This window comes from Dictyobacter sp. Z7_2 (genome assembly GCF_057551105.1).
Map to the genome: position 1 here is coordinate 2,345,052 of NZ_BAAJPE010000002.1, position 15,307 is coordinate 2,360,358.

General features: G+C 47.9%; 11 protein-coding genes and 1 tRNA gene. 7 read left to right on the plus strand and 5 right to left on the minus strand.

Annotated elements, in window-relative coordinates:
• Positions 1-10 precede the first annotated feature (10 nt).
• From AC27N8_RS23295 to mgtE, 4 genes are all read right to left on the minus strand, one after another.
• Positions 11-418, minus strand: a complete 408-nt coding sequence (locus tag AC27N8_RS23295; RefSeq protein ID WP_487069848.1) for a response regulator — start codon at positions 416-418, stop codon at positions 11-13.
• Positions 419-851: 433 nt separating this feature from the next.
• Positions 852-1,973, minus strand: a complete 1,122-nt coding sequence (locus AC27N8_RS23300) for a sensor histidine kinase (RefSeq protein WP_487069850.1) — start codon at positions 1,971-1,973, stop codon at positions 852-854.
• A gap of 178 nt (positions 1,974-2,151) precedes the next feature.
• Positions 2,152-2,226: transfer RNA gene (locus tag AC27N8_RS23305), tRNA-Asn, on the minus strand.
• Positions 2,227-2,303: 77 nt separating this feature from the next.
• A complete protein-coding gene (gene mgtE / locus AC27N8_RS23310; protein ID WP_487069852.1) occupies positions 2,304-4,244 on the minus strand; it encodes a magnesium transporter in 1,941 nt (646 codons plus the stop codon).
• Between the two features lie 866 nt (positions 4,245-5,110).
• Here mgtE and AC27N8_RS23315 point away from each other — a divergent pair.
• From AC27N8_RS23315 to AC27N8_RS23335, 5 genes are all read left to right on the plus strand, one after another.
• On the plus strand, positions 5,111-5,482 hold the full coding sequence (locus AC27N8_RS23315) for a hypothetical protein (protein ID WP_487069854.1): 372 nt from the start codon (positions 5,111-5,113) through the stop codon (positions 5,480-5,482).
• A gap of 150 nt (positions 5,483-5,632) precedes the next feature.
• Positions 5,633-6,298, plus strand: a complete 666-nt coding sequence (locus AC27N8_RS23320; protein WP_487069856.1) for an alpha/beta hydrolase — start codon at positions 5,633-5,635, stop codon at positions 6,296-6,298.
• A gap of 88 nt (positions 6,299-6,386) precedes the next feature.
• Positions 6,387-8,429 (plus strand): prolyl oligopeptidase family serine peptidase, encoded by a 2,043-nt coding sequence (locus AC27N8_RS23325; protein WP_487069858.1) that lies wholly within the window; start codon positions 6,387-6,389, stop codon positions 8,427-8,429.
• 386 nt (positions 8,430-8,815) lie between these two features.
• Complete coding sequence (locus tag AC27N8_RS23330) at positions 8,816-10,222, plus strand: S53 family peptidase (RefSeq protein ID WP_487069860.1); 1,407 nt, start codon at positions 8,816-8,818, stop codon at positions 10,220-10,222.
• Between the two features lie 481 nt (positions 10,223-10,703).
• Positions 10,704-11,297, plus strand: coding sequence for a tryptophan-rich sensory protein (locus AC27N8_RS23335; RefSeq protein ID WP_487069862.1), 594 nt, complete (start codon positions 10,704-10,706; stop codon positions 11,295-11,297).
• Here AC27N8_RS23335 and AC27N8_RS23340 read toward each other — a convergent pair.
• Positions 11,294-12,664: a cytochrome P450 gene (locus tag AC27N8_RS23340; RefSeq protein ID WP_487069864.1), complete on the minus strand. Its 1,371-nt coding sequence runs from the start codon at positions 12,662-12,664 to the stop codon at positions 11,294-11,296. The genes AC27N8_RS23335 and AC27N8_RS23340 overlap by 4 nt on opposite strands.
• A 249-nt stretch (positions 12,665-12,913) precedes the next feature.
• On the opposite strand from AC27N8_RS23340, the gene AC27N8_RS23345 reads away from it, so the two are divergent.
• Together AC27N8_RS23345 and AC27N8_RS23350 are read left to right on the plus strand one after the other, a co-directional pair.
• Positions 12,914-13,402: a PRC-barrel domain-containing protein gene (locus tag AC27N8_RS23345; RefSeq protein ID WP_487069866.1), complete on the plus strand. Its 489-nt coding sequence runs from the start codon at positions 12,914-12,916 to the stop codon at positions 13,400-13,402.
• Positions 13,403-13,671: 269 nt separating this feature from the next.
• Positions 13,672-15,303, plus strand: a complete 1,632-nt coding sequence (locus AC27N8_RS23350) for a hypothetical protein (RefSeq protein ID WP_487069868.1) — start codon at positions 13,672-13,674, stop codon at positions 15,301-15,303.
• Positions 15,304-15,307 lie beyond the last annotated feature (4 nt).

Consider the following 15,307-nt stretch of genomic DNA (forward strand, 5'->3'; position numbering starts at 1 on the left):
TGTTTCTCTTCTAATTAAGATGGGATTCGATGACAGCTATAATGTCCTGTGTTTTGAAGGGTTTCGTTAAATAATCTTTTGCTCCTGCCAGGCGACCCTTTAATTTATCAATCATACCATCGCGACGAGAGAGCATAATAATTACTGTATTACTAAATTGTGGTTTGGTCTTGAGACGTCGGGCAACTTCATAACCATCCATCTTAGGTAGCCCAATGTCAAGAATAACCAGATTGGGAATCCGTGCTCCTGGCTCAGTCAGCCAGCGCATAGCTTCGACCCCGTCCGGAAAGCTCTTCACATCGAAGCCCTCGCGCTTCAGACAAGTCTCTACTATTTTGCGCACCGTCGCGGAATCATCAATAACCATAACCAGCTTGCTCATAAATGTGTCCTCTTTCTCTCGTCCCACTACCATCCCATTGTACCTGACATTCTGCTAATACACAAGAGTAAGTACCAGATAATCGACTACAATTCACTGTATCCTTCTACTCAAGAATAAACTCTTAGAAACGTTGCATTTTATATATGGTTGAGAAGTTTGTTTCATATACCATTAAAATATAAAACCCTAATTGTCTAGTATTTATCGTCTTACAGGGGGATGTTCAGCTGTATGAATCGAAATATCGAGTAAACCCATCAATCTCTTTCATTTCATCTCAGAAATATGCCAATTTATGCTCAGGCAAACTGGTACAAGCTTCATAAGAGAGTTGCGTATTGTCTGGCAATGGTACCATAGAGTCGCAGCGTGTCGCAACGTGTTTGCGTAAAAATTATCTTAAGATTCTAATGCACCCTTAGCTTATATATATATTTGTGAAATTCCATATTCACTCGCCTGATTAGGAGTTTAGTACCGGATCCTGGGTCTCCGTAATCGTGGCGACCGGTAGGGTAAAGATAAAGGTGCTCCCCTCTCCAGGGATGCTTTGCGCTGTGATATGCCCTCCGTGAGTCTCTACCACATGGCGAGCGATGGCCAATCCCAGGCCGGTACCTCCGCCGCCTGGTCCGATAAAGCCGGCTTTTGATCTGGCACGGTCGGTTTTGTAGAAGCGCTCAAAGATGCGTGGTAGCTCCTCTGCCTTGATGCCTACTCCTGTATCCTTGACATAGAAGCGTTGGGCCTGCCGATCTGGTTGCAGGTCGCTCCCGATGATAATTTTACCTCCCGATGGAGTAAATTTGATGGCGTTGTGGATGAGGTTGACAAGTACTCTGGTGATCTGTTTACTATCTGCGGCGACTAATGTTTTGCCTTGCTGGATATTGGTGACGAGTTGAACACGATGTCTTTGCGCTAATGGTAACATGCGGGCCATGACCTCACGTATCAACCGCTCAGCCCCGATCGGCTCAATGGCCATAAGCGTCTGTCCCGATTCGAGACGTGAGAGCTCTAGCAGCTCGGAGACCAGTTCGCTGAGATACTGTACCTCGTTTTCAATTTTTTCTACAAACTCCTGCGCTTTATCTGAATCGGTATCTATCGTATCTTCCAATGTCTCAGCCAGCAAGCGTACTGAGGTCAACGGTGTACGCAACTCATGTGATATATTCGCAATGAAGTCGCGTTGGATACGTTCGATATGGCGCATCTCGGTCTGGTCTTCGATGATGACAGCAAAAAAGCGATAGGGAAGTTGTCGCGTTCCTGCTTGATGGGTCAGGGGCGAGATCGAAACTTTCCAGGCCATATCTGAATTTCCCTGCTCATAGTGACCATCCTGGGACGTGTTGGCCGCGATACTGCTCTGGACAAGTTGAATTATCGCTGGATTATGAATAAACGTTGTCAAAGGGAGCCCTGGTGTCCATGGTGTGCCTGGCGAGAGTTGAAGGGCGTGCTGGTTGCTATATAAGACAATGCTGTCGCGATCAACGATGAACGTAGGTAATGGAGTTGCTTCCAGCAAACTTTTAAAAAGCTCATGAATTTCGATTTCTGTTGCTTCGTCGCTCAACGTCTGATCTCCTTCCGCTTGTTCTGATCGTTTGATGTCCGTTCTGTGACCTTTTTTGATCATTCAGCCTTTGCCTGCGAGAGGGCTGGAGCAGATGACCACTGGCATCATATGTTGCCATCTTTGTTGTGGTGAATAATTCATAAAAAATAGGCCACCTGGATAGGTGGCCCATGTGTGGCTCCTTGAATAGGACTCGAACCTATAACCGATCGGTTAACAGCCGATTGCTCTACCATTGAGCTATCAAGGAAGGTCGTTCACTTGGAACACTGATACTATATACTATTGGTCGTGTTTCGTCAAGACTTTTTTTAGAGAAAAATGCCTTTATCCCAGAAATCCGTTGATGAGCGCCAGACTGGTGGTGACAAAGATACTTAAACTGGCGATGGCGATGACCGGATTGAGCAATGGCGCTGCGATCAAGCTCCCCCTCAGACGCAGACGTTGCAAGATGTTTGGCAATGCCAATCCGCAAAGCGACGCAATCAGGAGTGTCACTCCGAATGCTATCCCGACTGCCAGACTAAGAGGCAGCGAGTGATAGAGAAACCAGGATAGTATGCCCACTAAGACGGTGGTTAAGATTCCTCCAATGGTGCCATGGAGGATTTCTCTCCAGAGTGTGCGAAAGAAGTCCGTTCCTCGCGTCCCACGAAGCTTCCAGCCTGCGATGCCGAGCGCCTGCGAACCTGCTGCCATGGCTGTGAGCAAGAGCATGGGGATCAGACAAAGTACCGCGTTGAATGAGAGACGGTCCGGTTGATCTGGCAGCAGGCTACCGGTGGAGGCGAATACAGTCGCTGTCCCCAGAATCGGGCTAAATGTATGTGAAACGATGAGGGCCATAAAGAAACCAATCACTACGTTGAGCACCAGCCAGGATGAGCGGCTGACTATGCTGCGTTGCCATGAATCTTCTTCAGACTCGCCTTCCTCAACGTTGGTGCCTGTGATCTCTGAGACGTCTTCAGCCTGCTCCTCGTGGATCACATCGATAATATCATCGACTGTAATCATGCCCATCAGATGCATCTCATCATCCACGACAGGCACGCCGAGCAGATCATATTTGGCGATCACATAGGCGACTTTTTCCTGATCGTCGTTGATGCGTACATGGATCACATCCTTGTCCATCAGCTCAACCATTTTTGTGCCTGGATCTGCCGTCACGAGTTGACGCAAGGAGACTACTCCAAGTAGATGTCTCTCTTCATCGATGATATAGAGGTAATACACCATATCAAGATGTTCTGAGTGCTGACGTAGATAGACCAACACATCTGCTACTGTGGCATCTTCTGGCTGAGCTAGAATCTCGGTTGTCATCAAGCCGCCAGCCGTCTCTGAGCCATAGCGTAGCAGATCACGGATCGGTTGTGACTCCTCATCCGTCATCAGGCTGAGTAAATGTTCGGCCTCCATGCTTGGAATCTCGGACAGAATATCGGCTGCATCGTCGGGTTGCAAGCGCTCAAGTAGATCCGAAGCCCTTTCTGGCCCCAGCTCGCTTAAGAGCTCAGACTGTAATGGATATTCGACCTCGTTCAAGGCGTCGGCAGCGGTTTCATCATCCAGACGCTCAAGCATCGCTCCGGCATTTTCGAGATCAAGCTGCTCCAGGATATCGGCGATATCGGCTGGATGGAGCTCGGCCAGTTTGTTATGACTGACGTTGAGTTGTACCTGAGGTACGACACCAACGGTCCCTACACTTGCACCGCCGGCTCCTACTGCTGCCATCTGGCTGGTATTCGCTCCGACAACCTGGATTGGCTCGACATAATTCCAGGTCACGGTGCGCTCTGAGAGCTGAAGTGGAGTGACGCGTCCAAGCATATCGAACGCTCGCTGCCAGCCCAGACGGCGCAGCAGTCCGCTGAGGCTGATATCGACGCCGACCAGCCGGGCCGTTTTTTTGATCTGCGCCAGCTTCAGATCATTGACCTTCACAACGCGAAAGCCCTGCGTATCGACAATCTGCTTGTCGAGAATATCCCGTTTGAGCAAGAGCTCCTCGGAACGTGGCTCGTAGTGTGTAATCTGTGTGAGTGTAACCGAGAGCCTGATGGGTGTCTCTTCAATACTTTGGACCTGGGACCAGGGAATAATCAGTCTATTATTGCCAGCTGTTGCGCTTAAAATTAATGCAGTCACCACGGGAAACGTCTCGTGTAGTTCCACGCAGATGTCCCGTAGAGAGCCGACGCGGCGATGGTTGGCGTCGTATACGCTTTTATGGAGTAATGCGCTTAAAAAAATCATAGGTATCACCACCTTCTTGCAAGTAAACAAGGCTACTTTATTCATGCTCCATGCACGTACTACATGGGCATAATTCGTTAACACATGGAACGTGTAGCTTACAGTGCGCATAGCGTAGCGGCGCATGTATTGGTTTTGGTTCCATGGCACAAGATTCGTCCCTCTATGTCACATAGAGTTCCATAGGGCATAAGCGCATGCTCGAAACGCACGGTGATATACGAGTGCGTGTACGATAATACGAGCTTCGAAACATGTTCGCTTGTATGCAGGGGACGCTGCAAAAAGCAGAGAAAGGACTTACTGGCAGGGAAGGATTGTTCTTACTCGACATCTTTCGCATCAATGGGGGCGATGTTGGTTCATCGAGTAAGGGGGGTGATAGATACCCTTAGAGATCAAGCTTGTGGATCAAGATGAAGGGGATGCGTCACTCTACTCGATGAGGTGAAGAACAGTCCGAAAAGCAGGCATGCGAATGTCATCTTTGTGGCACACCTACTATGACTAGGGCCAGCGTCCATGTCCCTCACCTCCTTTGACCGTACAAGTTGCCCGTTACTCCAACATAGCAGCCTTTCGGGTGTCATGCGCAAATTGCTTACTGAAGCACACAGCAGTTGTAGGTATAAACAAACTTTTTCTTCTGACAGTATAACACCTTTATTCGTCATCCGGCAATAGACAGCCTATACATTGCACCTATAAATCCTATAGCTCATGATTGTTTTTATCCTTTCCTGCGTGTAACTATACAGATAGAGCATGATAGCTCCCTGTCTGACGACCCGTTGCCAAAAGGACTCGGAAGCGTTACGATAACAGGGCTGGTGATAGATTTATGGGTAAATAATGGGAGGCTTCTTATGGCAGTGTCGACTGGTACTCTGATCGGGATTATTTTTGTGGCTATTTGTGCCATTGCCTTGATCTGTATTGGTATTGCAACTATTCGGTCTGGTCGTGCGTCTTTAACGCGTGCGCGTATGGCTAATCAAGGGATTGCCTGGCATCGGCAGATTGTATATCTGTTTGGACTCTGCAATCTGGCGTTTGCCAGCCTGCTTATCTTGATCATTCTCTTGATGCTGGTAATTGTACAGATTATCAAAATAATTGTGCTTGTACTGTTAGGTATCGTATTCGTTATAAGTATTATATTGATTGTGCGCTGTGTTCTTGTCGGCCTTCGTCCGGCTCAGCACGTAGCGTCCCCTCCCCAGGATCAAGAAGCGTAGTACGCACGTGCCTGGATGATTGTCGGGCACATCGAAGCAAGTACCATAATGGGTGAGATAGTCGTCTCCATTTGTGGAATGTGATAGGATGCAACTATATATCTGGTGCGATCAAAAGGGAATTGCAAGCTTTTTAGGACAGGAAAAGAAATGGTAACAAATCAAGTATTGCATGTGAATGTACCTACTTCTATTGGACATCTAGAGGGGATTCTGAAACCTGAGGTAGAGGGAGTCGCACCGAAGTTTGTGGGTGTTATCTGTCATCCTCATCCACTTGGTGGTGGAACGATGCATAATAAGGTCGTCTTCAAAGTAGCTCAGGCCCTCCAGATGCAGAATATTCCGTCGCTGCGCTTTAACTTTCGCGGGGTTGGTCACAGCTCTGGCTCCTACGATGATGGGCGCGGCGAGATGGATGATGTCTATTATGCCTTAGAATTTATGAGTCGGCGTTATCCAGGGATACCAGCTATCTTAGCTGGATTCTCCTTTGGCTCCTACGTTGGCCTGCGCGTGGCCTGTGCCGATGATCGCGTGAAAGCAATGATCGGCCTTGGCGTGCCCGTACGCATGTTTGAGGATGGCGAGATCCTCAAAGATTGCTTTAAGCCGAAATTGTTTATTCATGGCACTGCCGATGAAATAGCTCCCTATGATCTGATGGCGCAATGGTTTGAGCTTGTGGCAGCTCCGAAGCGCCTCATTGCCCTGGAGGGGGCCGATCACTTTTTCAAAGATCGCTTGCCTGAAGTTCAGACGCTGGTGACTGATTTCGTGCTTTCACTTGATGATGTGCCAACTCCTGGTGTATAGTGCTAGCTTGATGATGACTGTGTGACGCTCATATGATGCTGCATATAGATTGTTCGATTGCTTTGGATTTTCGCAAAGGAGTAGACAGTTGCAATTACCTATCACGCGCCGAGATGATCTTGTGGAAGATTATCATGGCACACCAGTGGCAGACCCATATCGTTGGCTTGAGGATGCTGCCTCTCCTGAGACGCAGAACTGGGTTGATGCTCAACAGGCGCTTACACGAGCGTATCTGGATAAGATTCCTGCCCTTGAGAGCATCAAAGCGCGTTATATTGAATTGTATGATTATGCCAGATTTTCGGCTCCCCATAAGCATGGAGGACGCTACTTTTTTTCGAAAAATACTGGTTTGCAGAATCAAGCAATTCTCTATATGCAGCCTACTTTGGATGCCGAAGCGACACCTATACTTGATCCTAATACTTTGAGCACTGATGGGACGATCTCTTTGACCAATCAGGCTTTTAGCCATGATGGAACACTGTTAGCCTATGGAACCTCTGCCAGTGGTAGCGATTGGCAGGAGATTCATATCCGTCGCGTTGATACTGGCGAGGATTTTTCTGAGATTATTCATTGGTGTAAATTTAGTGGCATTGCCTGGAAGCATGATAACTCGGGTTTCTTCTATGATCGTTTGCCGGAACCAGGCACTGTGCCTGAAGAGGATCAGAGTAAATATAGTAAGGTTTATTGGCATGCACTGAATACGTCGCAGGCTGATGATGTGCTGATCTTTGAACGACCAGAGGCGAAAGAGCTCAGCTTTAGCCCTGTAATTAGCGATGATGGTCGATATCTGTTTCTCTATGTCTCTGAGGGGACTGATCCACGGAATCGTTTGTATTACCGTGAGGTTGAGAGTACAGGACCTTTTATTCGCCTTCTCGATGAGGCTGATGCCAGTTATAGTTTTGTGGGCAACGATGGAGCGATCTTCTATCTTCAAACGAACTTACTGGCACCGAAGGGACGTCTGATCGCGATCGATAGTGCTCGTCCCGAGCGGGAGTTCTGGCGTGAGCTCATCGCTGAGCAGGATGATGTGATGGCATTTACTGCCATTGTGAAGCAGCAATTTGTGCTGGGATATATGCATGACGCTCATCACCAGATCAAACTGTATCGTAAAGATGGCACCTTTTTACGGTCAGTTGCATTGCCTACGCTTGGCTCGATTATTGATCTCGCGGGTGAACCTGAGGATGATGAATTCTTCATCACATTTACCTCCTTCCTCTATCCATCAACCCCATTCCGCTACGATTTTGAGCAGCATACATTGACACCCGTGCATCAGTTGCAGATGAAGTTTGATCCAACCGACTATGAAACCACCCAGGTCTTTTATCCATCCAAAGACGGTACGCAGATTCCTATGTTCCTGACTCATAAGAAAGGATTGGTTCGTGATGGCAACAATCCAGTTATAATCTATGGTTATGGTGGCTTTGACATCAGCGTTACGCCAGCTTTTGGTATCACTCCGCTTCTGTGGATCGAACATGGGGGCATCTATGCTGTGGCTAATTTGCGTGGCGGCGATGAGTATGGGGAAGAATGGCATCAAGCTGGCATGCTTGAGAAAAAACAAAATGTCTTCGATGATTTCATTGCGGCCGCTGAATGGTTGGTTGAGCAAAAATATACGCGACCAGCTCGTATTGCGACCCTGGGAGGAAGCAATGGTGGTTTACTTGTCGCTGCCACGCTTGTCCAGCGTCCCGACCTCTATGGAGCTGTCATCTGTCGCGTTCCTGTGATCGACATGTTGCGCTATCATCGCTTTACCATCGGTCGCTACTGGATATCTGAATATGGCGACGCTGAGCATAATATTGATCAATTCAAATTCATGTATGCTTATTCGCCTTTACATAATGTGAAACCAGGAGTGTCCTATCCTCCAACTTTGATCATGACCGCTGATACAGATGATCGTGTCGTGCCAGCCCATGCGCGTAAGTTTGCGGCAACGTTACAGGCAGCTCAACAGGGTGACGCACCTATTTTGCTTCGGGTGGCTCTCAAGGCCGGGCACGGCCTGGGAAAACCTACCAATAAGGTGATCGAGGAGGAGGCTGATCTTCTGGCATTTCTTTTTCAGGTTTTTGATGTGCATTAGCATAGTAAGCTGATATACAATCACATGAGGGCAATCGTGTAATCATGATTGCCCTCTTTTTATTTTACTTTGAGTCATAACAGGATCTCTATTAGCCGATGTTTCCCCTCTTCTTGCTCCTCTATTAGCCGATGTGCCATCTGTTCCTCATCGCAAATGTCGTCCTGTGAAAAAATGTCGTATCCAGCAAAGAATATATATAGATTTAAATATGACTATTTGACTATTGCTGTCGCGTTTTTGCTATATTTGGCTTGTCCAAGCGATGCTATATATAGAGTTAGGAAAACTCTGTTATGAAAGTTCATTGATGGGATCAACGTTTCTTTTTTAGTGTTAAAGCTAGTCTATAGCGCTAATGATTGCTTTATTGAAGGAGTCTCTCTTTGAAAAGGATTTTACGTCAAATTTCTGCACGACGATTGCGCGGTCCAGCGGTAATTGTCTTTTTTATGAGCCTGGTGTTGATTTTGGCTTCGGTACTACTTTTTTCTCCTGCGCGCAGGAGCTTTGCACAATCCACAGTCCCTGCAGGGGGGCATATTGATGAGCATACTCAGTCATTGCTCCTAGCTGGGTCGGTTCCGCCAAGCGATGCGCTTTGCCGTTCCCAATATAACATCGATTGTTATAGTCCTCAAGATATGCGCAAGATCTATAATATAGATCCATTGACCAACGCTGGTTATACCGGCAAAGGTCAGACCATCGTGATTATCGACTCCTATGGTAGCCCGACCCTGACACAGGATTTAAAGACCTTTGATGCTGGCTTTGGTATTCCTGATCCTCCGAGCCTGAAGATCCTGGCTCCTCTGGGCACGCATACCTTCGATGACACGGACACGGTGAATCATGACGATGCCTGGGCCGTTGAAACAACGCTGGATGTTGAATGGGCACACGCCATTGCTCCAGATGCTAACATTGTCTTGTTAACCAGTCCTGTTGACGAGACACAGGGTATCCAGGGCCTGCCTGAATTCCTTCAGCTGGAGCAATATGCGCTCAAAAATCATCTCGGGCAGATTTTCTCTCAAAGCTGGGGTACTGCTGAAAATACCTTGTTCACGCCAGCAGACGAGCATATTCTTACCGACTACAACAATTTTTATAAACAAGCGGCTGCTCAACACGTCACCATTTTAGGTACTTCGGGTGACTACGGGACAGCGAACGACGATGTCACTCAGGAGAACGTGTATCCCTATCCCACCGTCTTGTTCCCTGGCTCTTCTCCCTACGTCACAACCGTGGGTGGAACACAAGTGCAGACCGATGCGAATATGAATTATCTCGGAGAGACCGCCTGGGATGTGCCACCCTATGTGGCGACTGGCGGCGGTATTAGCCAATACTATGCCGAGCCTGCGTATCAGACTGCTCATCTGCCTGCCTCAATGCAGACGCAACTGAACGGTAAACGTGGGACTCCCGATATTGCCTATGATGCCTACGCTGGATCATCGGTCTTGCTCTACTTTAGTTTTCGAGGAGCTGATAAGGCTGGCTATTACAATATTGGTGGAACAAGCGCAGGAGCACCTCAATGGGCTGGTATTACCGCCATTGCTAACCAGTATGGTCACTGCTCGCTTGGTTTCTTGAATCCAGCGTTGTATGCACTGGCTGATAGCCCTGCTTATGCTAAAGACTTCCATGATATTACCACTGGAAACAATGCACTTTATGGTGTACCAGGCTATAACGCCGGTCCCGGCTGGGACATGCTGACTGGTTGGGGCTCACCAAACGTGACAAATCTTGTGAAAGATCTGACAAAAAAGCCATAAAGTAACGTTGTAAGCTCGCGTGCGATGTTCCATTGACTCGTATAAGATAGCTCCCCAGCACTTTGTACTGGGATTGAGCGTTGTGTACGTCGAGTGGAACATCGTATGCAAGCTCACCGAGGGTATTTTTCATTTCAAGCGCATATTACCCGTTAAATAACCAAATGTAGCACAGGGGTTTTACGCCCCTGTGAGCTCCCATAGCGTCAAAGCCCCCATTGATCATGTTGCCAGGGAGGCGCTGAGACCGAAAATGTCGTATGGGAGCTCACAGGGGCGTAAAACCCCTGTGCTACATTTGAGGTATATCAAGACATAAGTGCAATTCATGCACGAGAGAAAATGTTGTGATTGCTTATATTCGCACCTATGGGCTTTTATTCCTCTCTTCACAGCATTTAGGGAAAAGGTACTCATCTTGCATTGTCTCGGCGTCTTAACAAAGAAAGCGTTGATATGAAATATTGCAAGGAGTATTTATATGTCCAGATGGCGTTGGTATCATGGGATCGCCTTTTATGTTGTTATCCAGGCACTTACCTTTGGCCTATCGGGATTGGTAAGTATTGCGACTGGTTACAAAGGCAAAAATACACGTGATCTTTTCTTTGGAGATGTCTCCTATTTCCGACGCTTAAAGCAAGCGAAGATTACACCTCCATCCTGGGCCTTTGGTCCCGCCTGGACGATCAATAACTTCTCTGTGATCTATGGAAATTTACGCGTTCTGAATATGCCTGCTGATACTCCCGGACGGACGTCATATCTGGCTTTGCAGGCCGCTACCTGGCTTGATTTCATTGCTTTTAATGCCGCATATTTTATTCTACGCTCTCCTATCAATGCGCTGATCTTAACGTTGCTCTACCTCATTTTGACCATTGCCAGCGTCTTCGTCTCCATTTTTCGGCTCAAGGATACAAAAGTGGCTCTATCATTTGCCACTCTCATGTTATGGCTTCTCATTGCCAGCACTGCGGCTGTCGCGCAGGCTCTCTGGAATAAAGATGACCTCTATCAGGCTGGACCTTTTGTGGAGCCCATCCCTGAGCTGGTCAAAGAGCGTGTGCTTTAGCGCTTTTGAAGATTCATCAGTACGCCATGACGCGGACGCAAGGTCATCAACGGTTGCGGCTCGATTGGATGTCCTGGCACGAGGGAGAGCCGATAGTGCTGTGCGACGGTAGCCAGTATCAAATGAGCTTCGGTCATGGCAAAGACGTTGCCGATACAGATGCGTGGCCCATGGCTGAAGGGCAGATAGGCGTGATGTGGACGTCGAGCCACATTTTCGGCGCTAAAATGCTCTGGATAGAATTCCTCTGGCCGCTCCCAGAAGTCTGGATGGCGATGCAGTGTATAAGTGCTCCAGGCCACGAATGTATTCGCTGGCAGTTGATACTCTCCCAGTGTGTCATCCTGGATGGATTTGCGCATGATGATCCATACCGGTGGATAGAGTCGCATGGATTCTTCAAAGACCATGCGCGTATAGGGAAGCTTTGTCAGATCATCCAGCGTAGGAGTACGTCCAGCCAGGACCTGATCCAGTTCGTTGTGCAGGCGTTGCTCCACGTCGGGATGCTGTGAGATCAGATACCAGGCCCAGGCCAGGGCGTTGGCGACTGTCTCATGGCCTGCTATGAGCAACGTCATGACCTCATCGCGTAGCTGCTGATCGCTCATCCCCTGACCAGTCTCCTCATCGGTCGCCTGCATGAGCATCGAGAGCAGATCACCATTGTCGGCATCACTAGCGCGCCGTTGGCGCAAAATATCATAGACGACGTTGTCGAGCGTCTTGAGATCGCGCTTGAAGCGGCGATTACCAGGTGTCGGGACACTCAAGGGTGGAAATGGGCGGTTGAAATATTGGAGCAAAAACGCGTTGGCATCCTCAAAGGCCGCGCCAAAGGTATTCGCATCCGCATTGATATCCATACTAAAGAGCGTGCGCCCCACGATATCGAGCGTTACATGCATCATCTCCTGCGCCACATCGAGCGGCCTGTGGGATTGAGCGTGATCATCCCAACGTGCGAGCATGGTCTGAGTTGAGTGGGTGATCATCTCTCCCATCGCGGCGGTACGTTGGCGGTGAAACGCGGGCTGCATCAGGCGGCGCTGCTGAAGCCAACTTTCGCCGCCATAGTTGGTGACCAGGCCGTTGCCCAGGATTGGACGGAAGAGGTTAAAGATAGGGACGTTTTTGTTGTAGTTGCGATGGTTTTCTTGCAGGACGTGCTTGATGTAATCTGGATGGTTGATGATGATTACGGGCCAGAAGAAGAGTTTGACCTGAACAATATCTCCAAATTCTTGTGTTAAGGTGGAAAAAAATTGCAGGCGATCGCTCTGAAGTTCGCGTAGACGACTCATCGAATCAAGGGTAGGTATGCGCTTAGAACTGCTGGTATGTGTGGTGCGGGTGGCATTGGACAATGTACATGGTCTCCTTTACCTCAATGAGATGGTTGGGCGGCGACGTGTGATGAATCACCAGCCGTAAAGACGGCTCTCTATGGATGACGCTGAATAACCAGCTGATTGGGTACCTTTTTCGTATAAGTGAAAAGTGGTAATATTTGGAGCGATGAACCTTGGGCGAAAACTAGTCATCTGGCGTATAATAGGGCCAGTGATTATTTCGCATCATCCATATTTTAGAATCTGATTTTTGAGGAGCAATCAATGGTGAGTAATCAGACCACGGTTAAGTGGTCAAGCTTATATAATCTCGATGTGATCGTTCCTAGCGATGGGAAGTCGCTGGGTAAAGTTGAGGATTTCTTTTTCAAGGAAGGCACAAATGCTGTCTATGCATTGTGTGTGCGTACACGTCTGCATGGTAACTTATCCCTGCCTGTAACGGGTATCGTGGCGGTTGAGAAGGATCGGGTGACCATTAAGAATCCCCAGATGTTGGCGAAGGCTCTTCCTCCCCTGGGACGTGGACAGCAATTAGTGTCGCGCAAGGTGATTGGTTCCAAAGGGAGCGAGTTGGGCACGATCAAGGATGTCGTGATCAGCGTTGATCCTCCTGCCGCCATGCACGTGGCTGGTTTTGAAATGCTCCAGGGATCATCCTCTCGTAACTTCAACGCCGCCATTGTGTCCCACTACAACAATGAGGATAACAGCATTGTTATCTACGATCAATCCACAAAGAAAATGCGCTAAGCACGATTTTTTTGCTCTCACAATCATCAACGTCGTCATGCTTCTTTGAGGTATCGAAGTCATTCACGCCATGAGGAACTGCTAACCTGGCTATTCATGTCTGCTGTTCGCAAAATGGATCAAGCTCACTTTCTATCCAAAGTGCGGGAGATCCATTGGAACCCAAAGGTGTCGGCTTCTCAGATAGCTTTGCTCATACGATTGAATAATATGTTATAGAAAGATAAATTACAGTGTTGAGGGAACAATATTGTAAGGACGGGTATTGGTTGTATGTAGGATTGCTCGTTGCTTGTGCTGGTATACTGCGTATCTTTCTCGCCTATAACAACTGGCCTCAATTCAATGCTGATGAGGGAGTTATGGGCATTATGGCCCTCCATATTCAAGCGGGGCAGCGTCCTATATTTTTTTACGGACAAAATTATATGGGAGCATTGGAAGCTTATATCGGTGCTTTTCTCTTTCCTATCTTTGGGCAATCCTCTTTTTCGCTTTGTCTGGGTTTGATTCTGTTATTTCTTTTGTTTCTACTCTCATTTTATGCTCTAACCGCGCTTTTGTATACAAAACGTTTTGCGCTCTGCATGCTTTTGCTTTTCTGTTCTGGTTCAAACGCGGTACTTTCTCGTCAGCTAAATGCTCTTGGGGGATATGATGAGATTCTGCTCTGTGGAACACTCTCTTTTCTGTTGACGTTGTTACTCTCACTCTCGGTAGCCTCTCCGCAGTCTCGTCCCGTATGGAGAAGCGTTGGATACGTTAGTTGGGGGATCGTGGTGGGAGTTGGATTATGGAGCGATTTGCTAATTTTGCCCACCATAATCTGCTCTGCATTGATACTTTTCTTCTTTTGTTGGCAAGATTTGAAGCAAGGACCATTTCTTTTTATTCTCCTGGGACTTGTAGTGGGAGCATTTCCTCTTCTTCTCTACAATATCCATGCTGCTCCTGGTCAAGATTCCCTGTCGGTTCTGATCGGTATGCAAGGATCGCCTGCCTGGTCGATGCATACCGTTGCCCAACAAATTGCTAGAACGATCATCTATAGTATCCCTTCTATCACTGGTAGTCCTCTCTGCCATACAGATGACTTATCCAGCTTAAAAATGTTGGGCTTTGAGCCTGTGCAGCCTATGAACGCAGCCTGTATGACTTTCAATATTGGCTGGTCGTGTACCTATCTTTTGTTGCTTTTTTCTGCACTGACGTTATTGGGGATACAAGTATGGAAGCTTTTTTTGGCCTGGTATAGACGCTCCCTGGATGAAAAAATCTCTGCACCGTTCATTCGATCTTGTGCCGCTTTTGCTATCGTGCTACAAGCGGTTCTTACCCTGCTCTCGTTTACACGTAGCCATGCCTCTCTGGATGGAGCCTCTCTGTATGCTCGCTATCTTATATGCCTCTGGATCGCCACTCCGGTTCTGCTTTGGCCTGTATGGAGGAGAATACCGAATCCATTTGTTTTCGGCTGGTTCAAAAGCCTTTGCTCTTGCCTCGCCATTGCCTTTATGCTTACTATGATGCTATGTCTGATTTATGGCACCTATGAGACGCTGAGCGAGGTACCTCAAGCTCAAGCTGCTTATGCGCAAGAAGAGGGTCTCATCACATCTTTATCGCACCACGGCATCACCCATGTCTATACTGATTACTGGACATGTTATCGCCTGGCCTTCCAGAGCGCTGAGCGTATAACCTGTGGTGTTACCGCAGGAAACTGTTTGCTTCTGCCTGACAAGCATAATAAATACCCACCTTATTATGCTATGACCAGACGTGATTCGCATGCTGCCTACCTGTTACATGGTGACAAAGCCTGTGCACGTGTACTCAAGCAACAAGATGGCTATCAGAGCTTTTCTGTGGCTGGCTATGAAGTTTTATATCTGCATTGACAAC